Here is a 26036-nt window from a genome sequence, read left to right as displayed (position 1 = left end):
TGCTATTTCAAATTGCATAAAATGTTATGCGAAATAATGGAGGGGATACGATGGATAATTCGAATTATTATGATTGGTATAGGCAAAATGATACGCTGATTCGTGATATTGAGAAAGCAGTTAATGGAGAGTTTACTGCTATAAATTGTTATGCGAAATTAGCTAACATGGCTCCAAATGGGGCGGAACGAAATCAAATTCTTGAAATTCGTAACGATGAAATAAAGCATTTTCATCATTTTGTACAAATCTATACAAATTTGACTGGTCAGCAGCCGAAACCACAGATCGATGAAGGATGTCCAAATACGTACTTACAAGGACTAGAATTTGCAATACAAGATGAACAGAAGACAGTTGATTTTTATTTGGAAATTTCAGATGAAACATCGGATGCACATATGAAAGAGTTATTGCGCAGAATAGCTGCCGATGAACAAAATCATGCGGTGTGGTTTTTATATTATTTTGTGAAGACGAAGTGAATGTTGAAGGAATTAAAACCGTTTCACTAGTAGTGAGGCGGTTTTTTGGTGGAATAAAAGCTGTAAAATAGGTATTTTGAAGGTGTAGTTATTAATTTTGGTATAAAATGAAAATTAATAAAGAGAAAAGTAAACATATGAAGGGGAACGGCAATATGGAGAGAAATACAGTTAAAGAATATACAATTCGAACTGCTACGGAAGAGGAAAGCGATAGCATTACCACTCTATTAAAAGAAGTAGCAGAGTGGCTACAACATAAAGAAGTGGATCAGTGGCAGTATCTGTTAGGCGGAGAGGCTACGGCTGAAATATTAGAAGGCATAAAAGAGAAATATACGTATGTTGTAATAAAAGAAGAGGAAATTGTCGGTACGGTTACGGTATCACCTAAACAAAATGAATGGGATGAACGTATTTTTGGTAAAGAGGAAGTTTCTAATTCATTATATATTCATAGATTTGCGGTGAACCGGAAGTATAAGGGGAATGGGATTGGAGAATGGATTTTACAGTGGATAGAAGAGAATGTACAACATGAAAAAGAGTTTTTGAAACTAGATTGTGTGGGACATAATCTTACGTTGAATGATTTTTATAAGAAAAATGGTTTTGAATATGTTGGGAGTACAGATGGACTTAGTAAGTTTCAAAAGAGAAGGGGGTAAGTGAATGAATCAAATTCATAAGGATTTAGTTAAAAGGTTGATAGGGGAACAGTTTCCTAAATGGGCACATTTAGAGGTGAAGCCTGTAAAGTTTAGTGGGCATGATAATAGAACGTTTCATCTAGGGGATGAGATGAGTGTAAGATTGCCAAGTGATGCAGCATATGCACCGCAAGTAGAGAAAGAAAATAAGTGGCTACCTATATTAAGTAAGGAGCTTTCTTTACCGATTTCTACACCACTTGCGAAAGGAAATCCATCTGAAGAGTATCCGTGGCCTTGGTCTATAAATAAGTGGATAGAAGGAGATACTGTTACGAAACAAAATGTTCGTGACCTAAATGAATTTGCGGCGGACTTAGGATCATTTTTAGTGGAATTGCAATCCATTGATGCGAGTAATGGACCCATAGCTGGAGCACATAATTTTTACCGAGGCGGGCTTATATCTGTATATGATGAAGAGGCGAGAGATGCTATTGAAAATAATAAGAATGTTTTTGATGAAATAGTATTAAAGCACCTTTGGGATGTAGCACTTCAGTCAACGTGGGAGAGTAAAGCAGTTTGGGTTCATGGAGATGTTGCACCAGGAAATCTACTCGTTAAGGATGGAAAGCTTTGTGCCGTAATTGATTTTGGTATTTTAGGAGTAGGGGATCCTGCTTGCGATGCGGCGATGGCTTGGACGTTTTTTGATAAGAATAGTAGAAACGTATTTAAAGAAGTATTGTGCATAGATGAAGAAACGTGGAATAGGGCGAGAGGATGGGCACTTTGGAAGGCGTTAATTACATATGATGCGAATAAGATTAGTAATAAGATAGTGGCAGAAGAATCGTATCGTGTCATTCAAGAGATTGTGGATGATTATGAGAGGTAATAGAAAAAGCCTATTTCAATATAGGCTTTTTCATATGATTAAATATTAGAAATTGAAAGAAGGAATCTAATATAATTATACAGAATATTTAGATAATAGGAGGTGTCGAATTTTGAGTGAAATTGAATTAAAAAGGAATGTAATTAAGACAGGGAGTGAGAAGAGAGTCATTCTTCGGTTTATACTCGCTAGTCTAGTTGGGCTGTTTATGTTTTTCGTACCAGTTACGATAAATGGTGCTTCGTCCATTATGATTGATCAGATCGTATCATGGATTCGAACTTCGGTTCCGAGCGTAGTACCTTATTACGCACTACTCGTTATGATAATGGGTGCGATTTATCCGTTTTATACGAAAAAATGGAATGCATCTATCGTAGACATTTGTTTTTCTATTTTAAAAGTATTTGGCGTCGTTTTTGGTGTATTATATTGTTTGAAAGTAGGGCCAGCTTGGTTCTTTGCACAAGATGTAGGGCCGTTTTTGTATGAAAAACTAGTAATATCGGTAAGTTTACTCGTGCCAATCGGTTCGGCTTTTTTAGCGTTATTAGTCGGGTATGGATTACTTGAATTTATCGGTACATTTTGCCGTCCAATTATGAGACCGTTATGGAAAACACCAGGACGGTCAGCAATTGATGCGGTTGCATCCTTTGTGGGGAGTTATTCGTTGGCTTTATTAATTACAAATCGCGTGTATAAAGAAGGGAAGTATACGACAAAAGAAGCAGCTATTATCGCTACAGGTTTTTCTACAGTATCCGCAACGTTTATGATCATCATCGCAAAAACATTAGACATTATGCATTTATGGAATGTTTATTTTTGGACTACTCTTGTTGTAACATTCATCGTAACTGCTATCACCGTAAGAATCCCACCACTTAGTAGAAAACCAGATACATATGTAACAGAAGAAGGGTTTCCAGAACCTGCTTATAAAGAAAAAATGTTGGAACGTGCTTGGGAAGATGCGTTAGAAGTATCGAAATCTGCACCGAGTATTATGAAAAATATCGCAGTGAATTTAAAAGATGGTTTTATTATGACGATGGGAATTTTACCATCTATTATGTCAGTAGGATTAATTGGTATCGTATTAGCGAAATTCACGCCAATATTTGATTGGATCAGTTATATTTTCTATCCATTTACATGGCTATTACAATTACCAGAAGCAGAACTAGCTGCTAAAGCGGCATCCGTTGGTATCGCAGAAATGTTTTTACCTTCTCTTTTAGTTGTAAGTGCACCACTTGTGACAAAGTTTGTCATTGCGGTTGTTTCGGTATCATCTATATTGTTTTTCTCAGCTTCCATTCCTTGTATTTTATCGACAGATATTCCGTTAAAAGTATCAGAACTTATTATTCTCTACGTACAAAGAACGATATTAACTTTACTTATTATTACGCCGCTTGCTTATTTGTTACTTTAAAGTTTTTAAAAGTGGGGTATTCCCACATCATTATCAAGCTAAGAAAATCAAATATCCCCAAACGTGAAAATGTACAACTTTCAAGTTTGGGGATACTTTTATTTATCTTTTGAATATGACGTAATACTTCTTAAGAAGATTCCTAATCCTGCAAAAAAGATAAGCATAATAAGCTGCCTGGCGTTCCCCAAGTAATTTGATCTAGCATGTTTATCCCCTCCCGCTTATTATTATATAGTATTTTTTGGAAATTATTCAAAAATTCTTTTTTATTGGTGCGATATTAACGATTATTGATGAGCCTTCACACCTTATACGAGGAGAGTTCATTCAATTATCCTTATAATACGTTTTTATTTCGTGTGATATAGTAACAACAAAGGGGGCTTACAAATGGAAATCATTCACGAAAGAGCAAAGTTACGGTTAATAGATAGTGATGATGTCGAAACTTTGTTTTCGATTGTAGAAGGAAATCGGGATATTTGGGCGTATTTAATCTCTAAAATGGATAGTGTTCAAGATATGCAGCAATATGTTCAAAAAGCGATACAAGGTTATGGAAAGGGCACGCAAATACCTTTCGTTGTAGTGGATCAACAGACGAATACGATTGTAGGAAGTACACGTCTATATAATATTTCAGTAGAAGATAAAACAGTCGAGTTAGGGAAAACGTGGTATCATCCAAGTGTGCAACGTACGGGTATCAATACAGAGTGTAAGTATATGCTTCTCCAGTATGCTTTTGAAAAACTGCATATGCTGAGGGTACAAATTAAGACGGATGCAAGAAATGAAAAAGCACAACGAGCAATTGAAAGGTTAGGCGCAGTAAAAGAGGGTGTGCTTAGAAATGAAAGAAAATTACCGAATGGTTATGTGAGAGATGCGGTGGTGTACAGTATTATCTCGAGTGAATGGCCATGCGTAAAAGAACAATTGTTAGAAAAATTAGAGTTGTATAAAGAAAAGTTATAATTCGTGTTTTGAAAGGTATATTGTTTGTGAGGCATGAAAAATATACCTTTTTTCTTACAAAATGCTACTTTATTTTAATTCCTTTTGTTTCATCGTTCCCTTCTGAGAAAAAATTCGTTACAATGTAGTTGTATGGTAATAAACTTATGAATTTAAAACATGTAATGAAAACCGCAAATAAAAATGAATTGATAATCCTCAATTTTAAATGAAAACCCTTTTATACATAAATAACAAGTAAAGTTCCTTCTTTTAAATAAACTCAAACAAAACGATTTGATATAAATGTTTTTTATAGAAGTATGGATGATGTACGGAGGCAATTACAAATGAAAGAAAATAAGAAGAGTAAGAAAAGACGAATCTTTCAAGTATTTTTACTAATGATTTGTTCTGCTATTTTATATGTAAGTTATGCAGCTTATGATATTTGGAGTTATCGTTTTAAAACAAATGATGGCGTGAAAACGGATGCTGGTATCGTACTAGGAGCAGCTTCTTGGAACGGAAAACCATCTCCTGTATTTAAAGAAAGAATTAATCATGCGATTTCTTTATATAAGAACGGAAACATTAAAAAGATTATTTTTACAGGTGGTACAAAGTTCGAGGCAGAACTTGAGGAAGCACGTACTGCAAGAGTATATGCAATGAAACAAGGTGTAAAAGAGGAAGATATTTTAATAGAAACTAAATCCCTTTTCACTGAAGAAAACTTAAAAAATGCGAAGGAAGTTGGAATAGAGAACGGAATACACACATACACGATTGTAAGTGATCCACTTCATATGAAACGCGCAATGAGAATCGCAAAACATATTAATATTGAAGCATATGCTTCACCAACGCCGACATCAGCATATAAAACGTTAGATACAGAAATACCATTCTTCTTTAAAGAATTATTCTCGTACATTGGATATGTAACCTCGTTGCCATTAAAGGCATTGAAGGGAGACTAATAAGAATAGAACCTATCTTTAAATAGGAACTTTTCTTATTAGTCAAAAACATTGTATTTTTATCGGAATAGTGAAACAATAGAGAGGTAGCTTCATATAATCATAATGACAAAATGAACGGTTTATGAATCGAGCATAAAGGAGATTATAGTATGGCACTCTCATTTGTTGAAACAGAAGAACAATCTTTCATTATTGAACAAATAAATAAATTGATTCCGAAGTTCATGGAAAGGGAGCATCAACTAAGTGAATTAGGATCATTTCCGTATGAAAATATAAATGATTTGAAAGATATCGGATATACGAAATTAACGTTACCGAAGGAATTTGGTGGTAGTGCGATTTCTTTATATGACTTCGTTTTATTTCAAGAGAAAATCGCGGAAGGCTGCGGGGCTACTGCATTATCGATTGGCTGGCATCTTGGTATTGTAAAAGAGCTAGCGGAAAATCGCTCTTGGAATGATGAGATGTTCAAATGGTTTTGCGAGGAAGTGCGTAATGGTGCGCTCTTTAACCGAGCAGCAACAGAACCAAAAACAGGGAGTCCGACGCGTGGCGGTAAACCAGAAACAATAGCGGTTCAACAAGGCGAGAAGTGGGTAATAAATGGAAGGAAAACTTTTACAACGATGGCGCCAGTACTTGATTATTTTATTATTTCAGCGAGTATTGAAGGCAAAGAAGAAGTTGGTGAGTTTGTCATTCCAAGAAATACACTCGGTGTATCCATTGAAGAAACGTGGGATAGCGTTGCGATGCGAGGGACTGCTAGTCATGACCTTGTCTTACAAAATGTAGAGATAGAAAGTCGCTTTTTTACAGATGTAAAGGGCGGGAAAGTGAAACAAAAGGGTATTGGCTGGTTGCTACATATACCAGCATGTTATTTAGGAATTGCACAAGCAGCAAGAAATTATGCAGTTCAGTTTGCGGGATCATACAAGCCAAATAGTTTAAACCATTCTATTAGTTTATTACCGAATGTTAGAAGATTAGTCGGAGAATTAGAACTCGAGCTTATGCAAGCTCGCGTCTTTTTATATCAAATTGTGAAAAAGTACGATGAGGCAGAGGATAAACTATCACTGCAAGCCGAACTAGCAGCAGTGAAATATGCCGTAACGAATTCGGCGATATCAATTGTTGATAAAGCAATGCGCATCGTAGGAGCAAAAAGTTTATCAGAAAAAAATCCGCTTCATCGTTACTATTTAAACGTCAGAGCAGGATTACACAATCCGCCGATGGATGATGCAACACTATCTATGCTGGCGGATGCGGCGTTTCGGTCGTAGTTAAAAACATATTAGTCAAAAGTTAGAAGATCCTATTGTAGGATCTTCTTTTTTTATAATTGATAGATTTCATCTTGCTATTTTCAAATTAGAGGCAGCTCTATTAAATTATTAATCATATTACTTAAAAAATATGCGTAAGAATATAGTAAATGAAGGGAGATATAAAATGAATAAAGTGAAACTGAAAGTATTTAATATAAAGTATGTAATGATATGTATTTTATTCACCATTATATGTATTCTCACTTCATTCTTCATTTCTAGTAATTCAAACGTATTTAAATCGTATTATATTAATCAGTTATTGGGAACGAATTCTACTAAAGGTCTTATGTATATGATAGGAAGTGAAAATCGTTATTTTGCAGAAGAATTTCATAAAGAAAAAGGACGAGCGTCTTTGGAATCTTTTTTGCTTTCACTTTCTACAAATATTAATGTAAATGATCTCCGAAGTTTATTAACTCGAGAACTTCCAAATATGAATCAATTTTATTCGGAAATATTAATTGCTGGAGAGGGAACGGATTATACTAACATTCCCGAAGAATCTAGTGTTCCATTAGAGAATATTAAAAATAAAGGTACTGCTATAAAACACCCAAAGAGTGAGAAAGAAAACAATTCAAATACTCAAAATAACGGTGAAAATAAAGTTTTTATTTATCATACACATAGTTGGGAGTCGTTTATTCCTCTAATTCCAGGTGCCACTATACCCGATGATGCTTCTAGTACAAATAATGAAGTGAATATTACGTTTGTTGGAAATTATTTAAAACAAAAGTTAGAAGAAAAAGGAATAGGTGTTTCACATGATACGACAAATATGAGGGATTTTCTGCGAAATAAAAATTTAAATTGGGCCCAATCTTACAAAGGATCCCGTCAAATATTACAAGATAAATTAGCACAAGATAAAAATATTATGTTTCCAATGGACCTACATAGGGACGATGCGCGAAAAAATACTACAACAAAAAATATTAACGGAAAGAATTATGCACGGCTCTATTTTATTTTAGGACGAGAAAATCCTAACTTTGAAAAAAATAAAAAAATAGTAACAGCAATAAATTCATATTTAGATGAGAAGTATTACGGTTTAAGCCGAGGGATTTTTATTAAAGATCGTAAAAGCGGTAACGGAGTATATAATCAAGATCTTTCTCCAAATGCTTTACTTATTGAAATGGGAGGGGTAGATAATACACCAGAAGAATTGTATGCGTCAGTTGACGCATTAGTAGAAGCATTTAGCCACTATTATAATGAGGTAACAAAGAAAAATAACTAAAATAAAAAGGAGTGATACCTAGTCAGAAGTTCTAGGGGTTACTCTTTTTTTAGAATATAAAATCACCAATAAACGTCATCAATTGAAAAAATCTTTCTTTTCATTCTTCTTTTTACAGTTTTATAGGAGAAAGCTAGGTTTCTTATTTTTACTAATGTTATAATAAGAAAAAAGCACGAAAAGAGGTCATCTCATGCTAGAGGTTATTGCAACATGTTTAGAAGATGTGAAACGAATTGAACGAGCTGGCGGGAAGCGAATTGAATTAATTACATCTTATACAGAAGGCGGTTTAACGCCGAGTTATGCATTTATTAAAAAAGCGGTAGAAGCAGTACATATACCGATTCACGTTATGATTCGTCCGCATGCGAAGTCTTTTACATATACGGAAGAAGAAATTGAAATGATGAAGGAAGATATTATCATTGCGCAGAAGTTAGGTGCAGCTGGTGTTGTATTAGGCGTATTAAACGAACGAAATGAAGTGGATGAAGAGAAATTAGCGGATTTACTATCTGTTGTAGATGGAATAAATGTAACGTACCACCGTGCAATAGATGATATAGAAAATCCAGTAGAAGCGATGGGAACTTTAAAGAAGTTTCATAAAGTGACTCACGTTTTAACGTCAGGTGGACAAGGAAATATAGTAGAGAATATACCTGTGCTTACAGAAATGCAAAAGGTAAGCGATGGTCAAATTCAACTTGTAGCTGGAGCTGGCGTGACGAAAGAAAATATAAAGCGATTGCTTGATGAAACTGGAATTTCGCAAGCTCATGTCGGTACAGCGGTAAGAGAAGGCAAATCATGTTTTTCTGAAATTGATCCTAACTTAGTACAGGAATTAGTTCAAATAATAAAATAAACACGTAAGAAAGAGGAGAAACGATGAAGGAAAATACGAAGAAAGAATTATTCTCATGGGCTAAAACGATAGGATTTACCCTTGTATTAATCGTAATTATTCGCGGTGTTTTATTTACACCTTCATTAGTGCAAGGTGAATCGATGATGCCTACTTTAGAAAATAACGAACGAGTTCTCGTGAATAAGATTGGTTATAGTATAAGTGGATTAGATCGCTTTGATATTATCGTCTTCCACGGAAAAGAAGGATACGACTTAGTAAAACGAGTAATTGGTTTACCAGGCGATACAGTGGAGTATAAAAATGATGTTTTATATGTAAACGGTGAAGCGATGGAAGAACCATATTTAAAAGAATTTAAAGAAAAAGCGGCGGGCCGTGTATTAACTCCAGACTTTACGTTAGAACAAATCACAGGGAAAACGAAAGTGCCAGAAGGCCAAGTATTTGTTTTAGGCGATAATCGTGAAGTTTCTAAAGACGGTCGTATGTTCGGATTCATTTCAGAAGATGAGATTGTCGGAAAAGGACAAGCTGTTTTCTGGCCGTTGAAACAAGTAAGAGCATTATAAAGCAAGTATGGGAGAAATATTCTTCTGGTGGATTTAAATCACATTTTTTGTAAAACTGAATGTTCATTTAAGAAAGACAGAGGTCATTTTGATTATTATTTTTCAAAATGGCCTCTGTTTATTTGAAGATAGTATTGCAAGGAGGGAATTTAAATGATAACGAAAGAAGCAGAAGTTATTTTAAACAGGAAAGGAGCCAGAAAAGTAAACGAAATTCCTAAAGAGGTCTTACAATTACTACAGCAAGGGAAAATAGAAAGTGTTAATCTAACAGAATGGCTAGCTATAAATCATATTGAACTACTTAAAAATGTCTTACCTTCAATAGGACTCAAGAATAGTTTGGAATGTATAGTAGCTGAATTAGAAAAACAGAACGTTGAAACAGGAATGAAAGTCATACGAATAACAGGAACTTTATTGGATGAAATTATACTCAAAGAGAATGAAGGAAACAAGGAAGATGTACTGTTGAAATTATCTAATCATATTTCAGATAGTGTACGATGTTGGGCAGCGTTTATGAATAAAAAATCAAATAATACACTAAAAGATACATTAACGTACATTCGACCTTTCGCAGCGGATCATCATTTTGGTGTTCGAGAAATTGCTTGGATGTCTATTAGAGAAAATCTTTCACAAAATATAGAAGAAAGTGTGGAATTGTTAGTAGAATGGGCAAAAAGTGAAGATGAGAATATTCGCAGGTTCTCTGTAGAATCTATTCGTCCTCGAGGGGTATGGAGTAAACATATTGAAATATTAAAACAAGAACCTGAAAAAGCACTTCCCATTCTTAATTTAATTAAATCAGATCCATCAAAATATGTACAAGATTCGGTTGGAAACTGGTTAAATGATGCAAGTAAAACGAAACCGGATTGGGTAATGAACCTGTGTGAAGAATGGGCAAAGGATACTGACATAAAATCAACTAGTAGAATTATTAAAAAAGCTAAAAGAACGATTTTGAAAAATAAGTAATATGTAACTAATAGACTTGTTAGTTGTACGAAGGAACAATCAATCATGTTAAAAAAATATTTCGAATAACTATGAGAAGAGCATGTATTAATCAATACATGCTCTTTATATTTTCTTTTATATGAGTGTTATTAATGAAAGGTGATCAAATTTTATTTCAAATATAAACTTCCGTACTTTTTTATTGTAACTTTTATTCTGATAGTTTTGTAGCAACATGTACCTTGGAAAGTGAACCGTCTCTATTTCTAAAAATAATTTTATATTCACCATCAGGAAGCCAATCAGTCCAATTTATACTAAATGTATAAGGATAATAAAGCTCTTTAATTTTATCTTCAGAAAGGCAATAACCTCCCATCAAACTGTTTGATGGGAGGTTATTGCAGTTATTAAAAATTTGTTTTTTGTTTTCGATTTTAGCAAATAATTGTTTAATTTGAGAAGCAAATTTAAAAAACAAACTTCTTTATTTCAAGATCATAATTTTTTCTTTTACAAATACTGCAAACCTCTCCAAGTCACCTTCTTCAATTAAATTCATCACTTCACGTTCGCCATCATGATAAAAAATGATTTTCTTTCCTGTTAATAATCCTTTTTCTACCTCTATCGAATTAATTTTGGCATAATCAAATACTTTAAACGTTTCACTTCCTAAATATTTCGTATAAAAACACATACGTTCATTTGTAGCGACCAATATCCCTTTTCTTTGACCACCCATACCAAATACTTGATATTGAAACATTCCATATAGGCTATTTTCAATAATCTCATTTTCATTAAAATGTGATTGTACCAAGGTCATAGCCGTTTTTAAGTTTTTCATGACAACTCCTCCTACCTTCCCCTTTTATTAAAAATAAGGATATAAGAATATCCTTATTTTATCATACAGGATAAAGAGTATAAATTCTAATTAATACCATTTTTTTGAAAATCTATTTTATTTTTGAAATGACTTTATTATTTTTTAACAACTTTGTTATTCGTGAACACTAAATTCACTTATCGCTCGTTCCCCAGGTTTTAAAGTTCCGTCAATCATCCAAGCACCTTTAGCGTTATACAAAGTATAACTAAAAGGAGAATCACCTGTATTTTGTACAAGAACGCTTAAGTTATCTCCATTAAAATAGTTGAAATTATAAGTGGTTGATCCGAAAAATGCAACGTCTTCGTTAGTTATGACACGTTGTTCAATTTGAGAGTTTAGCTTCGTATCCTCGTTTGTTGCAAATGTCACATTATAACCTATACAAAAAGATAACATAATAGCAAGGATCACTAGTAGCTTTTTCAAAAGAAACACTCCCTATATTTTGGTTTATATATATCATGATAATTTAAATATACTGGAAATGTAATAATTTGATGTAAAAATTTACAAATGCATTCCATTATTTATGTTTTTTAAATTACTGACAAAATATATCGGGTCATGTGCTTAAAAAAATATTGATAGAATTGAAAGAATATTTTATAATTTTAAATTATATGTTTGTTTCGATAAACGGAATTCAAGTTCCGAAATTCGAAACAAGAGGGAGATAGAATGAGTATAAATAAAACGGCAGTTAAGACAATGGATATTTTGGAATTGTTTTATGAGCATGAAGAGCTAAGTTTAACAGAGATGGTTCAGCTTACAAATATGCCGAAAACATCTGTTTATCGTTTAATAGGCTCGTTAGAAGAAATGGAGTTTTTACAAAAAAACGAGAAGGGAAGATATCGCTTAGGAGTCGTTTTTTTACGATTTGGTCAACTTGTTTCACAAAGGTTATCAGTAAGGAATATTGCGATTCCATATATGAAAGAGCTTAGAGATAGTTTAGGCCAGGCAGTTAATTTAATTATTCAAGATGGTAATGACGCGATTTATGTGGAAAAGATGGAAGGCGTTCAGCCTGTACGCGTGTATACGGCAGTCGGAAGAAGAGCGCCACTTTATGCGGGTGCATGTCCGAGAATTTTACTATCGTATTTCGCTGAGGAAGAGAAACGGAAATACATAGAGGAAACGGATTTAAAACAGTTTGCAGATGGAACAATTGTGGATAAGGAACAATTGTTAGAAGTGTTGCAAATGGCGAAAAAGGAAGGACATACAATTAGCTACTCGGAGTTAGAAAATCATACAGCGGCTATAGCAGCGCCCATTTTTGCAAATGATGGAACGGTTGTAGCAGGTATTAGTATTTCGGGATTAGCAATTGAGTACAGCGAAAGTAATATTTCATATTTTATTGCGAAAGTGAAAGAAACAGCACATCGCATTTCGAAAGAACTCGGCTTTTTGGCATAGAAAGAGGGAGTGGGATGAAATTTTCTGCATTAGGGGATCAAGCAATGATTGTTACATTTGGTGAAGAAATCGGGATGGATGTATACGAAAAAGTGCAGCGATTGTTTCAAGCGTTGAGGCAGCATCCGTTTGTAGGAATGGTTGAGTGTGTACCATCTTTTACGTCATTAGCTGTCTACTACAATGTATACGAAGTATGGAAGCGAAATGGGAGAAGTGAAGGGTCATATCATTACGTTTGCCGGTATATACAGGAGCTTTGTAATTCGTATCAAGAAGAATTAAATCAGGATGTGAAACATATTTCTATACCTGTTTGCTACGGGGGAGAATATGGACCTGATTTAGAAGAGGTTGCACATTGTAGAGGATTACGAGCGGAGGATGTTATTCGTATACATAGTGAAACAACATATTTTGTATATATGTTAGGTTTTACACCGGGATTCCCGTATTTAGGAGGACTATCAAAAGAACTAGAAACACCTAGAAAAGAAACGCCACGGTTAAAAATACCTCCTGGTTCGATAGGTATTGGCGGAAATCAAACAGGTATATATCCGCTTGAAACGCCGGGTGGATGGAATATTATTGGCCGAACTCCGATCTCCTTATTTAATCCAGAAGAAGAAACACCAACCTATATTCAAAGCGGTATGTATTTACGATTTATCCCAATAACGAAGGAAGAGTACGTATCACTTGAGGGGGCTAAAAAATGGATGTAGAGGTTTTACATGCAGGGATGTTTACAACAGTCCAAGATTTAGGGCGGTCTCATTATCAACAATATGGTGTACCAGTTGGCGGGGCTATGGATCAAAGTGCAATTCGGATGATCAATATGTTGGTCGGTAATGAAGAGAATGAAGCAGGACTTGAAATGACAATTATGGGACCTAAATTGTTAATAAAGAAAACGACTTTACTCGCGATTGGCGGAGCAAATATGGAGCCGTTATTGAATGGGGAGCGTATTCCATTATGGCGTCCCATTTTAGCAGAAGAAGGTAGCATGCTTTGCTTTGGAAAAGTGAAAAGTGGTTGCAGAGCGTATGTGACTTTTGCAGGTGGTATACATATTGATCGTACGATGGGAAGCAAAAGTACTTACATACGTGCTGCAATAGGTGGAATTGAAGGAAGGATGCTGAAAAAAGGGGATTATTTTCAAATTGGTACGCACTCAGAAATAGCGAGTCGTTTCATTCAAGACTTACAAAAGGATGAGCGAATAAAAACGAAATGGGCAATTAGCAAAAGCATACTGCCAAAGTATAAGAAGTACCCTAAGCTTCGCGTCATAACTAATTTTGAATATGATCAATTTACAGAAGAAAGTATACAGGCATTTTTTACGAAAGAGTATAAAGTATCTAATTACGCTGACCGTATGGGCTATAGAGTTGAAGGAGAAGTTTTAAATAGAGTGGAAGAAAAAGAGATTTTATCGAGTCCTGTTACATTCGGAACCATTCAAGTTCCAAATGGTGGACAGCCAATTATATTAATGGCAGATAGGCAAACGACAGGTGGCTATCCGAGAATGGGAAATATTATTTCAGTAGATTTACCACTTCTTGCTCAATTAAAACCGGGGGACTACGTTTCTTTTGAGAAAATTACGCTTGAAGAAGCGGAACAATTGTACATAGAACAAGAAGTAAATATGAATCTATTAAAGAAATTCATCACTTTACGAAGCTGACAGTAGGAGGGAAATATCGTGACGGCAATTGATTTAAACTGTGATTTAGGAGAAAGTTTTGGAGCATATAAAATGGGGAATGATGATGAAATTCTACCATTCGTTTCATCTATAAACGTTGCTTGTGGTTTTCATGCAGGTGATCCGACTGTAATGAGGAAAACGGTCGAAAAGGCACTGCAGCATAACGTAGCAATTGGCGCGCATCCTGGTTTTCCTGATTTAATTGGATTTGGAAGAAGAAACATGAATGTTTCAGCAAGTGAAGTATACGATTACGTTTTATATCAAATCGGTGCATTAGACGCTTTTGTGAAAGCGGCAGGCGGGAAAATGCATCATGTAAAACCGCACGGTGCCCTATATAATATGGCGGCGACAAATCCGGAAATTGCAGATGCAATCACGAAGGCAATTTATCATAGTAATCCTAATCTATTACTTTACGGATTAGCAAATAGCGAGGCATTTATACAGGCTGCAGAAAAATACAATATAACTCTCGTACAAGAAGCTTTTGCAGATCGTACGTATAAGCAAGATGGAACATTAACGAGCCGGACAGAAGAGAATGCACTTATAAAAAATGAAAAAGAAGCGATAAAGCAAGTGCTTCAAATGGTGAAAGAAGGCTATGTAAGAGCGGTGAGCGGAGAGAAAGTAGCAGTTCACGCACAAACGATTTGTTTACATGGCGATGGAGAGAAAGCAGTCCAGTTTGCGGGAAAAATATACAGAACATTCGAACTTAATGAGATTTCTATATGTGCACCGAAATGAAAAATGAGGGGAAGTGCTAGAAATGATTAAATTAATCGGGATATTACTTGTTGCAGTGGGTTTTTTATTTAGGCTAAATACACTGTTAGTTGTTATGGTCGCTGGTATTGTTACGGGTATGGTTTCAGGATTAAGTTTTTATGATGTAATTAGCATGTTCGGTAAATTTTTCATAGAAAATAGATATATGTCTATGCCGATTATATTAACTTTACCGGTAATCGGAATTTTAGAGCGTTACGGTTTAAAAGAAAGAGCAGAAGCACTAATAACGAAATCAAAAGGCGCAACAACTGGAAGAGTATTAATGTCGTATTTTACGATAAGAGAATCATCAGCAGCACTTGGACTGAATATTGGTGGTCATGCGCAAACCGTAAGACCACTCGTTGCACCGATGGCAGAAGGGGCTGCGCAAGGCAAATACGGTAAGCTCCCTGAAAAGTTAAGAGAAAAGATTAAAGCAAACGCAGCAGCTGCGGAAAATACAGCTTGGTTTTTCGGAGAAGATATTTTTATCGCAACTGGTGCGATTTTATTAATGAAAGGATTCTTCGATTCAGTAGGTATGCATGTCGGTGTGTGGGATATGGCGCTCTGGGGTATTCCAACCGCAATATCTGCACTGATTGTAAGCTGGATCAGATTTAGAAGATTTGATAAATATATAGCGAAAACGATGGAATCAAAAGAAAAAGAAGAGAAGGAGGCAATATAAAATGAACATTATCACAATGGATACAATTTATTACGTATTAGGTATAATCGTTGCCTTTATCGCTGTTCGTATTGCATTTGATCGTGAACATCCAAATCGATTTGGTTCTAGCTTATTTTGGGCGTTATTTGCAGTTACGTTTTTATTCGGAAATATAATCCCTTCGTTTTACGTTGGCTGTATCGTGCTCGCTATGGTCGTGTTAGCTTCACTAAACAAAGTAACAAAATCAGAGGAGAAAGAAGTACCAGTGCAAGAACGTGTGAAACATGCTGAGAAATTAAAAAATAAAATTTTTATGCCTGCACTATTAATTCCTATTTTTACAATTATCGGTACGTTAACGTTAGGAAAAATCAAATGGGGAAATGTCTCCCTTGTTGATCCAGATAAAGTAACACTAGTCGCATTAGCGTTAGGGGCATTACTTGCATTCGTTGCGGCGATGCGTATTACAAAATCGAAAATAACAACGCCTGTTCAAGAAGGAAGTAGACTATTACAAGCTGTCGGCTGGGCTGTTATTTTACCACAGATGTTAGCGGCACTTGGCGGTATTTTCGCAAAGTCTGGCGTTGGACAAGTCGTTTCTGATTTAGTTGGACAAGTGTTACCGACAGAGTATCCGTTTGTAGCTGTTATGGCATATTGTTTAGGAATGATGCTCTTTACAGTCGTAATGGGAAATGCATTCGCAGCGTTTGCCGTTATTACTGGTGGAATTGGCTTACCTTTAATTGTTCAAATGCACGGCGGGAATCCAGCGATTATGGCAGCGCTCGGTATGTTTGCTGGATATTGCGGAACGCTACTTACTCCAATGGCAGCAAACTTTAATATCGTTCCGGCGATGCTTTTAGAACTAAAGGATAAAAATGCAGTTATTAAAGCACAAGTACCAATTGCTCTTTCAATCTTTATCATAAATATGTTTATTATGTACGGCCTTGTATATCGTTTCTAATGAGGAGGATAAAATTATGAAAACAGTATTACTAACAGGATTTGATCCGTTCGGCGGAGAAAGCATCAACCCAGCTTGGGAAGTCGCAAAAAGTTTGCATGAAAAAACAATCGGAGAATACAAGATTATTAGTAAACAAGTACCAACTGTATTCCAAAAATCAATCAGTGTATTAAAAGAGTATATAGAAGAACTAAACCCTGAAATGATTATATGTATTGGACAAGCTGGAGGCAGACCAGATATTACGATAGAGCGTGTCGCAATTAATATTGATGATGCAAGAATTGCTGACAATGAAGGGAATCAGCCGGTAGATGTACCGGTTGTAGAAGAAGGACCGGCTGCCTATTGGTCTACGCTTCCGATGAAAGCAATTGTAAAAAGACTTCAAGAAGAAGGCATACCAGCTTCCGTTTCACAAACAGCAGGTACATTCGTTTGTAATCATTTATTCTACGGACTCATGCGTGAACTAGAGAAACAGGATAAGAAAATAAAAGGCGGATTTGTTCATATACCGTTTTTACCAGAACAAGCGAGTAATTATTCAGGTCAACCGAGTATGTCTCTTTCTACTATTCGTAAAGGGATAGAATTGGCAGTTGCGGTAACGACGACAGTTGAGGTGGATATTGTTGAAATTGGGGGTACGACGCATTAAATAAATCGAATCATACAACACCTCCTGTAAACAACTGGTATAATAAGTATAGCAATATACATAGAGGTGATTTTTGTGCAATTTGAAGAAGTACGCTCAATTTTAGAGCAAGCGAAGAAAATTACAGTGTTAACAGGCGCAGGAGCAAGTACGGAAAGTGGTATCCCAGATTTTCGTTCAGCAAATGGATTGTATGCTAATGCGAATGTGGAGATGTATTTATCAAGGGGATATTATAATAGAAGCCCGAAAGAATTTTGGAAGCATTATAAAGAAATCTTTCAAATTAATACGTTTCATCAATACAAACCAAATCGTGGCCATCGCTTTTTAGCTGAATTAGAAGAACAAGGAAAAGATATTACGATTTTAACGCAAAATATTGACGGTTTACATCAATTAGGTGGTAGTAAACATGTCATTGATTTACATGGAACGCTTCAAACAGCACATTGTCCGAAGTGTAAAGAGGGGTATGATTTGCAGTATATGATTGATCATGAAGTGCCTCGCTGCGAGAAGTGTAATTTCATTTTAAATCCAGACGTTGTGTTATATGGAGATACATTGCCGCAATATCAAAATGCGATAAAACGTTTATACGAAACAGATGTGCTTCTCGTTATGGGAACGTCATTAAAAGTGCAACCTGTCGCTTCATTCCCGCAAATTGCAAAAAGAGAAGTAGGCGCAACAACCATCTTAGTAAATGAAGAGTTAACAGGGCAAGAATATAACTTTGATTTTGTTTTTCAAAATAAGATTGGTGAATTTGTTGAAGGGTTATCTTCAATGAAATAAGTTACCGAAAAAACTGAGGTGTATAGAGAACACCTCAGTTTTTTGTTTGAATAACATTCATGTTATTCCTTAATAAGGGAATGGTAATAAATAGGTTATATAATTAAAATACTGAAAATTAAATCTTTTATTTCTTTAGTAATTAATATAAAATTCTATATATATCATATAAATAAATTTGATACATAATGATTTTGCGTAGAAATGTTAATAGAATGAAGCGAGGGAGCGAAATGAGACAGAAAAAGGAGCAGAAGAAACAATCGAAAAAGAAAAAGACTCATATTCCTTTTCGATTAAATGTACTATTTTTTATCGTCTTTCTTTTATTTTCAGCTATTATAATTCAATTAGGTAAAGTACAAATCATTGATGGAGAAACGTATAGAAATGAAGTAAACAAAAAGGAAGATGTAACGGTAAGCACTCCTGTTCCTAGAGGGAAAATGTTTGATCGGCAAGGTCAAGTGATTGTAAATAACAAACCACTACGAACCGTTACATATACAAAAATGAAAGGAGTAGATTCGAAAGAAGTTTTACAAGTTGCAAGAAATTTAGCCCAGCTAATTGAAATGTCGCCAGAAGATATAAATAAGTTGACAGAAACAGATAAAAAAGATTTTTGGATGCAGTTAAACGAAAAACGAGCAGCAGAAAAAGTGACGAAAGAAGATGAGAGTACATTTAGGAAGCAAGAGATAGAAGGGAAAGAATTAGATAAAAAAGTAGAAGAGTTGCGCCGAGAAAGAATTACGCAAGAAGAATTAAGCGAACTTTCAAAAGAGGACTTAGAAGTACTAGCAATTAAAAGTAGGATGAATGCGGGATATAAAATGACGCCGCAAATTGTTAAAAAAGATGTAAGTCAAAATGAATATGCAATCGTAAGTGAAAGATTGGCAAGTTTACCAGGAGTGGATACGACAGTGGATTGGGAACGTGAATACCCAAATGATAAAATACTTCGCTCTATTCTTGGTAGCGTTTCTACTGAAAATGAGGGTTTGCCAAGAGAACAGTTAGATTATTATTTAGTGCGTGATTATAACCGCAATGACCGTATTGGTAAGAGCTACATCGAGAAACAGTACGAAGATGCGTTACATGGAACGAAAGAACAGTCTAAAAATATTACGGATAAAGCAGGAAATATTATTCGGACGGAAAAAGTGACTGAAGGAAAAAGCGGAAATAATTTAATGTTAACTGTTGATATGGAGTTACAGAAAAAAGTAGAGGAAAGTCTTGAAAAGAATTTACGAGCATTTCATTCTGCAGAGCCGATGATGGATCGTGCGTTCGTTGTAATGATGAACCCGAAAAATGGCCAAATTTTATCAATGGCAGGAAAGAAAATTGTAAATAAAGATGGCGGAATGCAAATAGAAGACTTCGCTTTAGGGACGATGACAAGTTCTTATGAATTAGGGTCAACCGTGAAAGGGGCTACGTTATTAGCCGGATATCAAACTGAAACAATTAAGCCGTATACGCATTTCTTTGATGCACCAATGTATTTTAAAGGAAGTGTCAAGCCAAAGAAATCGTGGAAAGATTTTGGTGATATTGATGATTTAAGAGCTTTACAAGTTTCATCAAACGTTTATATGTTTAATACAGCATTAAAAATGGCAGGTGTAAATTATGTACCAAACAATCCGCTAGATATTAAAAAAGAGACATTTAATAAAATGCGCTACTATTTTAGACAGTTTGGATTAGGTGTACCGACTGGAATTGACTTACCGAATGAATCGATTGGTCAAATGGGTAGAACGGATGACATACCTGGTTTTTTACTTGATTATGCGATTGGACAGTACGATACATATACGCCGCTTCAGCTTGCTCAATATATGTCAACAATTGCAAACGGTGGTTACCGAATGAAACCACAAATTGTACAAGAAGTGAGAGAGCAACCACATAGACCAGAGGATGTTGGAAAAGTTGTTCGGTCTATTGAACCAGTTATTTTAAATCGAGTGGATATGGACACTTCATACATTAATCATGTAAAAGAAGGATTTAGAAGAGTTTTTCAAGAAACTGACGGAACAGGTACGGCAACATTTAAAGGATTACCGTATAAACCAGCTGGAAAAACAGGAACAGCTGAAACTGTATACGGTGGAGAAAGTGATATTGGAAGAGATGAAAACAATAACCGAAAAAAATGTTATAATTTAACTCTTGCCGGTTATGCACCATATGATGCTGATCCGGAAGTAGCTTTTTCAGTTGTTGTACCTTGGGTGAATGATGACAAATCAGGAATTAATTCCGCGATTGGTAAAGAGATTTTGGATGCGTATTTTGAATTGAAAACGAAAAGAGCGGGTGGAAATCCAGTCCCAGTAGAACAGCCGAACAAGGCCCAGTAAAAATAGTATCACTGCATGGAGACATATTGTGCAGTGATATATTTTTTGAGTTAAAAAGCGTTTAAACAAGGTGGGAATGGATATGAAACAGGAGATTAAAAGAGGCTGGGGGAAATACATACTCTTCGTGTTTGTTTTGGTAGTAGCCTATCATTCTTTTACTTTATGTAAAGTGGAAGGAAAATCGATGCAACCGACTTTATATGAAGAAGACTACGTATTTGTAAATAAAGCAGCAGTACATTTTTCTAATTTAGAGCACGGAGAAATTGTCATTATAAAGGAAGAGGATGAGTCGAAATATTATGTGAAACGGGTAATAGGACTTCCTGGTGACGTAATTAACATAACGAATGGATCAGTATATGTGAATGATAAAAAGCAAGAAGAACCGTATACAAATAAAGATTTATTCAATAATACGCAAGTGTTTTATAATTTTCAAAAGACAAAAATCCCGCCAAATAAGTTATTTGTAATGGGAGATAATCGTGAACTTAGTAGAGATAGTCGAAATGGCCTAGGATATATTGAAGAAGATAATATAATAGGTAAAGTGGAATTTGTATATTATCCTTTTTCAAAAATGAAGATCATAGAATAAGTGGGGTTATACAAAACCCCACTTATTAAAGTTTCACTTTATCTTCTTTAAATAACCTTTTGGATTAAATGAAATGAAAAACTTATGCTTGGATTCATCGATTATGAAATTGTTATTTTTAGTCAAAAACTCTTCTACAGCTTCCATTGGACCAGGGCCCCAATCAGGAGAGAGGGGATTTCCGTTAATACTTGTATCTTCTACAATCAAGTAACTGCCTTTTGTTACAATAGATTTGTAAAGTAAAAGTTCTTTTGAGACATGTTCTTTACTATGATTAGAATCTAAAATAACTAAAATCACATCATCAGGTTTGCGCATACTTAAAATTGTTTGGACGGCCTGTACAGAAACAGAAGAAGCTGTTAAATACGTAATCCGATTATGTGACGGCCGATTTGGTTGTGGGAATATATCGATAGTAAGTACATGACCTTTTCCAATTAGATCTAACATAGAAGCTAAATATAGTGCGCTACCACCATAGAAGGTTCCACATTCAATAATTAAATCGGGTTTTAATTCATGAATGATCTCCTGGTACAAAAAAAGGTCAGAGGGAAGTTTACAGATTGGAACCCCGAGCCAGTGTGTATCATGTAACCAAACGTTGCTGTCGTAATAAAGTTTTAGAAATTCATTGCTTATAGTATCGATGTTAATTCTCCTTTCTAAAAAGGATTCTTTCGCTTTACGTAAAATGTTTACGTATGAAAGTTGTACTATATATTATGTAGTAAGGAATTGTAAGGCGAGTGTTTTTACTTAAAAATAAGCTAAATAACTCATGTGTAAATGAAAGGAAATGAACGTATGTATAAGTACACAATTTGCTTCATTAGAAAAGGAAATGAAATACTCTTATTGAATAGAAATAAAAAGCCAAATATGGGAATGTGGAATGGCGTTGGAGGAAAAATTGAAGATAATGAAACGCCATATGAAGGAATCATTAGAGAAACGCTGGAGGAAACAGGCATAGATCTTCCAAGTGTAACGTATAAAGGGAATGTGGTTTTTAAAAGTAAGGATGAGCCCCGGGGTAGTGAAGGAATGTATGTATTTCTTGCTGATTTGCCAGATGGAGTACATATGGACACACCATTAAGTACGGCGGAAGGATTATTAGAATGGAAAGAAATCGATTGGATATTAAATTGTGATAATAGAGGTGTAGTTAGCAATTTACCAAAATACTTACCAATAGTATTAACGGAAGATAACAAATTAGAGCATATATTCACATATGATAACCGAAATATTATTAATTACACAACTGCATTGTTGACGGAAGATGATGCGAACAAACGGTATGAAAAACAAGTCGTTTCTCAATAGAAAAAGGTATGAAAACATCACTCTTATAATCTAGTAGATAATATTTTTATAGAGCAATCAGCATTTTAATGTTGATTGCTCTCATTATATATGCGAGGTGATGATATGTTTCAGAAATATATTTCATTAGGCATAATTGTCATATGTACGATGTTTCTTTTTGTAGCTTGCTGGAAAAGTGATAAAGAACTTAAAGGTATTCAAAAAGCAGATTATCTTGTTTCCTATTCAAATGCAATGAAAGATGGTGGTTACATATATGCGTATGATAAAAAAGGAAATGAAATTAGTAAAATAGAAGTAGATGGCCAAAGTATGATGAGTAACGCAAAAGATGAAAAGGGGTACTACTTCTCATCAAATAGAAATAACAATCATTATGCTATTGATAAGACAGGCAAGATACAAGAGATAAATAGACCTAAAGAATTACAAGATGTAAATGCAGGGGCATATTTCATCCATGCAGAGCAAGGGTATGTATATTATGATGTAAATATTGGATTGGTAGATGAAAAAAAGGAATATATAAGTGAACTTGTATATTGGAAAGATAGTGACAAAAGGCAAGAAAGTGTAGAACTAAAGGGAACGATCCAAGGAGCGCATATTATTGAGAATAACATGTACGCATTTTCACAAACGCTAGACAAAGTATATATTTCAGAAATAGATTTGGCCACAAATAAAAAAACGAATGAATTTGAAATTCCTAATGAAAACGTGTATTTTGCACCAACTGCTCAAAAAGTAATTTTTCAAAAGTATAAAGATAAATTATTACTTGTATTAAGTGATAATGTGAATCAAAAGTTACCACCTAAATTAATTATGGTAAATACGAAGACTAGAGTAGTAGAAAAAGAAACGATATTAGACGAAAAACAATTCATACCTGTTCTAGTGCAGGTGATTGATAATAAGGTGTATGTTTTAAATAATGATGAGAAAATGAAAGAGTTAGATGAGAATTTGAACATCATACGCACATATTCATTACAAAGTGATAAAAATACAAAAATCAATAGAGAGGATAAAGGGATTTCTAATATACAAGTACATGGTAATAAGGTGTATATCTTATACAAAGATATGAATCCAAAGAGTAAAAAGAAACAATTGGTAGCTGAGATTGAAGGATATGATCTGTTAACTGGAGCTAGTATTGAAAAGACTACTTTAAAATTAGATGAAAAATGGGATGATATTACTTTTCTCGTATTGAAAGAGTAAATAAAATGATGTGAAGGAGATAATTTAAATTATGGCATTCAAAAGCGAGGAAGAACTAAATAAAGCTTTCGAGGCAGCTAAAGAGACTCTAGCAATAGAAGGTATGATTATTACAAAAGAAATGGTAGATCCATCTTTCAGACTGTAGACAAAATATTTTTGGAGAGTTCAGATGCTAAAAAATAGTTTGTCTCTTGCTTTATGGCTAATTTATCCAACAATATATATATGTAGTACGTTCTATGCTACAATTTATTATAGGGGAGGAAGGTATCTTATGAAAATATCTGTTTATGTTGCAAGTGCATTTAGCAAGGATCATAAAGGCGGAAATAAAGCAGGAGTGGTATTTATGGAGAACATATTGACCACTACTCAAAAAATGGCAATAGCCAAACAACTGGGCTATGCGGAAACCGCATTTATATCAGAATCTGAAGTTGCTGATTATAAAATTGAGTATTTTACACCAAAAGAGGAAGTTGATTTATGTGGTCATGCCACAATTGGCTCTTTCGCGATACTGATGCACGTAAATAAACTTTTCAAGAATCGCTATACGATTGAAACGAACAGCGGTGTTCTTACTATTACCATAAAAGATGACATCATATTCATGGAACAAAACGAACCGATATTCTATGATGTTATATCTCCAAATGAGTTTATCGACTGCTTTGACATTGAAGATATAGACAATACATACCCAATTCAAATTGTCTCCACAGGCTTAAAAGATATTTTAATTCCTATAAAAAGCGAAACACAATTACATACACTACAACCTAATTTTGAAAAAATTAAAGAAATCAGCAAGTATTATAATGTTGTCGGGATGCATCTATATACTTTTAATGACAATCGAATAATATGCAGAAACTTTGCTCCACTATATGACATCAATGAAGAAGCAGCGACTGGAACTTCAAACGGTGCATTAGCTTGCTACCTTTATGAACAGCACTACTTACAAAAAGAAGTCTATGTATTTGAACAAGGTTATTCTTTACACTCGCCTTCCGAAATATTAGTTAAATTAGCAACCGATAGCGAGAATAAAATAGAAAAAGTTTATGTTGGTGGCAAAGGATATTACTGTGAAACGAAGTGTTTAAATACAGAAAATATTGAATGAAAACAAAAAAAGAGATGGTAGATCCATCTCTTTTTCATATGCTCCATGATTAACTGCGAATGGCCTTAATTATAAAACGATGTTGTTTCACATCAAAATAACCTTTTTGTAAGATGATTTCATGTATACGATATAATTCCGCATAATACCTTTCGGCAGTAAAATCAGGAATTTGCCACGGTATCGCTTTTAAATAATAGACGATTGCACCAATGTCGTAAAGGCGTTGAAAAGGGAACTCTTCTTTTTCTTCTAAAATAGTAAATCCATTTTCCTCTAACTCACTACATGCCGCTTCAAGCGACCAACTTGCAAATTCGCTATTTAGCGGTGAGCCTAAATGCTCATTAAGTTCCGCGCAATCAAGACCGCCAACTTGTTGTGTCAGAAATGTTCCATTAGGAGAAAGGATTCTTTTTACTTCAGAAGCAGCATATGATTCATGTTGATTTAGGATTAGATTAAACTGACCATCTTGAAATGGCAATGCAGTATCATCGCTCACCTCTACAACAGTAATCCCTAAAGGCTCTAATTTCTTTCGAGCAATTGGCACGTTTGGAGCGTAGCCCTCAGTAGCATAAATAGTTGACGGGAACGGTTGTAACTTAGATAAAAACTCTCCGCCGCCAGTCCCCATATCGAGCGTTGATTCTGCATGCTGCATAAGCTGGAAAGCTGTACTGCCATATGACCACGATAAAGGCTCGCTCTTCATTCGACCCGTTTCTGAAATAAAAGAAAAATCCCAACCGCTAAAATTTGTATTAGCATTTTCTAATAAAGTTAAAAATAATGGATCACGTTTCATAATTGTATCCTCCTATCTTGTAAGTAAATGATATGGTGAGAAAAGAAAAAAGGAGGACCTCTTATGAAAGGGGAACGGTTTTACGTTTCGTGTTCGAATAGATGCATATAAATTCGCTCCTTGTGAGA

The 26036-nt window shown here is 34.8% G+C and carries 27 protein-coding genes and 1 pseudogene; 24 read left to right on the top strand and 4 right to left on the bottom strand.

The features are described 5' to 3' along the window. Positions 1 to 50: 50 nt before the first annotated feature. The 11 genes from MKO96_RS21415 to MKO96_RS21365 all read left to right on the top strand — a co-directional run bounded on the left by MKO96_RS21415 (position 51) and on the right by MKO96_RS21365 (position 10454). Entirely contained in the window at positions 51 to 485 is a 435-nt protein-coding gene (locus MKO96_RS21415) for a ferritin-like domain-containing protein (RefSeq protein WP_240588602.1), read from the top strand. Positions 486 to 640: 155 nt separating this feature from the next. Beyond that, on the top strand, positions 641 to 1153 hold the full coding sequence (locus MKO96_RS21410; RefSeq protein ID WP_240588601.1) for a GNAT family N-acetyltransferase: 513 nt from the start codon (positions 641 to 643) through the stop codon (positions 1151 to 1153). 4 nt (positions 1154 to 1157) lie between these two features. Then, positions 1158 to 2036 carry an aminoglycoside phosphotransferase family protein gene (locus tag MKO96_RS21405; protein ID WP_240588600.1) on the top strand — a complete coding sequence of 293 codons (879 nt, stop codon included), beginning with the start codon at positions 1158 to 1160 and terminating at the stop codon, positions 2034 to 2036. 112 nt (positions 2037 to 2148) lie between these two features. Further along, positions 2149 to 3477 carry a YjiH family protein gene (locus MKO96_RS21400; RefSeq protein ID WP_240588599.1) on the top strand — a complete coding sequence of 443 codons (1329 nt, stop codon included), beginning with the start codon at positions 2149 to 2151 and terminating at the stop codon, positions 3475 to 3477. A gap of 393 nt (positions 3478 to 3870) precedes the next feature. Continuing rightward, the gene (locus tag MKO96_RS21395) at positions 3871 to 4458 is read left to right on the top strand and encodes a GNAT family N-acetyltransferase (RefSeq protein ID WP_240588598.1); all 588 of its coding nucleotides are present in this window, start codon (positions 3871 to 3873) and stop codon (positions 4456 to 4458) included. Between the two features lie 329 nt (positions 4459 to 4787). Further along, positions 4788 to 5420 (top strand): YdcF family protein, encoded by a 633-nt coding sequence (locus tag MKO96_RS21390; RefSeq protein WP_240588597.1) that lies wholly within the window; start codon positions 4788 to 4790, stop codon positions 5418 to 5420. A 152-nt stretch (positions 5421 to 5572) separates the two neighbouring features. Then, positions 5573 to 6721 (top strand): acyl-CoA dehydrogenase family protein, encoded by a 1149-nt coding sequence (locus MKO96_RS21385; RefSeq protein WP_240588596.1) that lies wholly within the window; start codon positions 5573 to 5575, stop codon positions 6719 to 6721. Between the two features lie 169 nt (positions 6722 to 6890). Further along, the gene (gene spoIIP / locus MKO96_RS21380; RefSeq protein WP_087981082.1) at positions 6891 to 8021 is read left to right on the top strand and encodes a stage II sporulation protein P; all 1131 of its coding nucleotides are present in this window, start codon (positions 6891 to 6893) and stop codon (positions 8019 to 8021) included. Between the two features lie 193 nt (positions 8022 to 8214). Next, the gene (locus MKO96_RS21375; RefSeq protein ID WP_240588595.1) at positions 8215 to 8892 is read left to right on the top strand and encodes a copper homeostasis protein CutC; all 678 of its coding nucleotides are present in this window, start codon (positions 8215 to 8217) and stop codon (positions 8890 to 8892) included. A gap of 23 nt (positions 8893 to 8915) precedes the next feature. Continuing rightward, a complete protein-coding gene (gene lepB, locus MKO96_RS21370) occupies positions 8916 to 9467 on the top strand; it encodes a signal peptidase I (RefSeq protein WP_240588594.1) in 552 nt (183 codons plus the stop codon). 153 nt (positions 9468 to 9620) lie between these two features. Then, positions 9621 to 10454 (top strand): DNA alkylation repair protein, encoded by an 834-nt coding sequence (locus MKO96_RS21365; RefSeq protein WP_240588593.1) that lies wholly within the window; start codon positions 9621 to 9623, stop codon positions 10452 to 10454. Between the two features lie 469 nt (positions 10455 to 10923). On the opposite strand, the gene MKO96_RS21360 is transcribed toward MKO96_RS21365, so the two are convergent. Beyond that, positions 10924 to 11286, bottom strand: coding sequence for a PH domain-containing protein (locus MKO96_RS21360; protein ID WP_097915319.1), 363 nt, complete (start codon positions 11284 to 11286; stop codon positions 10924 to 10926). A 162-nt stretch (positions 11287 to 11448) separates the two neighbouring features. Further along, a pseudogene (locus MKO96_RS21355) lies at positions 11449 to 11760 on the bottom strand (hypothetical protein); the annotation flags it as partial. Between the two features lie 252 nt (positions 11761 to 12012). Between MKO96_RS21355 and MKO96_RS21350 the strand changes: the two are divergent. The 10 genes from MKO96_RS21350 (at position 12013) to lepB (MKO96_RS21305) (ending at position 21391) form a co-directional block, all read left to right on the top strand. Beyond that, the gene (locus tag MKO96_RS21350) at positions 12013 to 12765 is read left to right on the top strand and encodes an IclR family transcriptional regulator (RefSeq protein ID WP_240588592.1); all 753 of its coding nucleotides are present in this window, start codon (positions 12013 to 12015) and stop codon (positions 12763 to 12765) included. Positions 12766 to 12779: 14 nt separating this feature from the next. Next, positions 12780 to 13493 carry a 5-oxoprolinase subunit PxpB gene (gene pxpB / locus MKO96_RS21345; RefSeq protein ID WP_240588591.1) on the top strand — a complete coding sequence of 238 codons (714 nt, stop codon included), beginning with the start codon at positions 12780 to 12782 and terminating at the stop codon, positions 13491 to 13493. Beyond that, a complete protein-coding gene (locus MKO96_RS21340; RefSeq protein ID WP_240588590.1) occupies positions 13484 to 14473 on the top strand; it encodes a 5-oxoprolinase subunit C family protein in 990 nt (329 codons plus the stop codon). Before pxpB ends, MKO96_RS21340 begins: the two co-directional genes overlap by 10 nt. Before the next feature lie 18 nt (positions 14474 to 14491). Continuing rightward, entirely contained in the window at positions 14492 to 15253 is a 762-nt protein-coding gene (pxpA, locus tag MKO96_RS21335) for a 5-oxoprolinase subunit PxpA (protein ID WP_240588589.1), read from the top strand. A gap of 22 nt (positions 15254 to 15275) precedes the next feature. Continuing rightward, entirely contained in the window at positions 15276 to 15971 is a 696-nt protein-coding gene (locus tag MKO96_RS21330; RefSeq protein WP_060631398.1) for a DUF969 domain-containing protein, read from the top strand. Between the two features lies 1 nt (position 15972). After that, positions 15973 to 16935, top strand: a complete 963-nt coding sequence (locus tag MKO96_RS21325) for a DUF979 domain-containing protein (RefSeq protein ID WP_001021646.1) — start codon at positions 15973 to 15975, stop codon at positions 16933 to 16935. Between the two features lie 16 nt (positions 16936 to 16951). Beyond that, a complete protein-coding gene (gene pcp / locus MKO96_RS21320; RefSeq protein WP_240588588.1) occupies positions 16952 to 17599 on the top strand; it encodes a pyroglutamyl-peptidase I in 648 nt (215 codons plus the stop codon). A gap of 66 nt (positions 17600 to 17665) precedes the next feature. Next, positions 17666 to 18400, top strand: coding sequence for an NAD-dependent protein deacylase (locus MKO96_RS21315; protein ID WP_240588587.1), 735 nt, complete (start codon positions 17666 to 17668; stop codon positions 18398 to 18400). Positions 18401 to 18633: 233 nt separating this feature from the next. After that, a complete protein-coding gene (locus tag MKO96_RS21310; protein WP_087981071.1) occupies positions 18634 to 20787 on the top strand; it encodes a peptidoglycan D,D-transpeptidase FtsI family protein in 2154 nt (717 codons plus the stop codon). Positions 20788 to 20869: 82 nt separating this feature from the next. Then, positions 20870 to 21391, top strand: a complete 522-nt coding sequence (gene lepB, locus MKO96_RS21305; RefSeq protein ID WP_000806886.1) for a signal peptidase I — start codon at positions 20870 to 20872, stop codon at positions 21389 to 21391. 33 nt (positions 21392 to 21424) lie between these two features. On the opposite strand, the gene MKO96_RS21300 is transcribed toward lepB (MKO96_RS21305), so the two are convergent. Beyond that, the gene (locus tag MKO96_RS21300; protein WP_240588661.1) at positions 21425 to 22048 is read right to left on the bottom strand and encodes a cephalosporin hydroxylase family protein; all 624 of its coding nucleotides are present in this window, start codon (positions 22046 to 22048) and stop codon (positions 21425 to 21427) included. Between the two features lie 138 nt (positions 22049 to 22186). Here MKO96_RS21300 and MKO96_RS21295 point away from each other — a divergent pair, with 138 nt between their 5' ends. The 3 genes from MKO96_RS21295 (at position 22187) to MKO96_RS21285 (ending at position 25097) form a co-directional block, all read left to right on the top strand. Beyond that, on the top strand, positions 22187 to 22729 hold the full coding sequence (locus MKO96_RS21295) for an NUDIX hydrolase (RefSeq protein WP_240588586.1): 543 nt from the start codon (positions 22187 to 22189) through the stop codon (positions 22727 to 22729). Positions 22730 to 22834: 105 nt separating this feature from the next. Continuing rightward, entirely contained in the window at positions 22835 to 23962 is a 1128-nt protein-coding gene (locus MKO96_RS21290) for a hypothetical protein (RefSeq protein WP_240588585.1), read from the top strand. Positions 23963 to 24239: 277 nt separating this feature from the next. Next, positions 24240 to 25097: a PhzF family phenazine biosynthesis protein gene (locus MKO96_RS21285; RefSeq protein WP_240588584.1), complete on the top strand. Its 858-nt coding sequence runs from the start codon at positions 24240 to 24242 to the stop codon at positions 25095 to 25097. A 49-nt stretch (positions 25098 to 25146) separates the two neighbouring features. Here MKO96_RS21285 and MKO96_RS21280 read toward each other — a convergent pair whose 3' ends face one another. Then, a complete protein-coding gene (locus MKO96_RS21280) occupies positions 25147 to 25908 on the bottom strand; it encodes a class I SAM-dependent methyltransferase (protein ID WP_240588583.1) in 762 nt (253 codons plus the stop codon). Between the last annotated feature and the right edge of the window lie 128 nt (positions 25909 to 26036).

The sequence above is a fragment of the Bacillus sp. ES1-5 genome, from assembly GCF_022487605.1.
Classification (GTDB): Bacteria; Bacillota; Bacilli; order Bacillales; family Bacillaceae_G; genus Bacillus_A; species Bacillus_A wiedmannii.
This window is presented reverse-complemented; position numbering and strand designations above follow the sequence as displayed.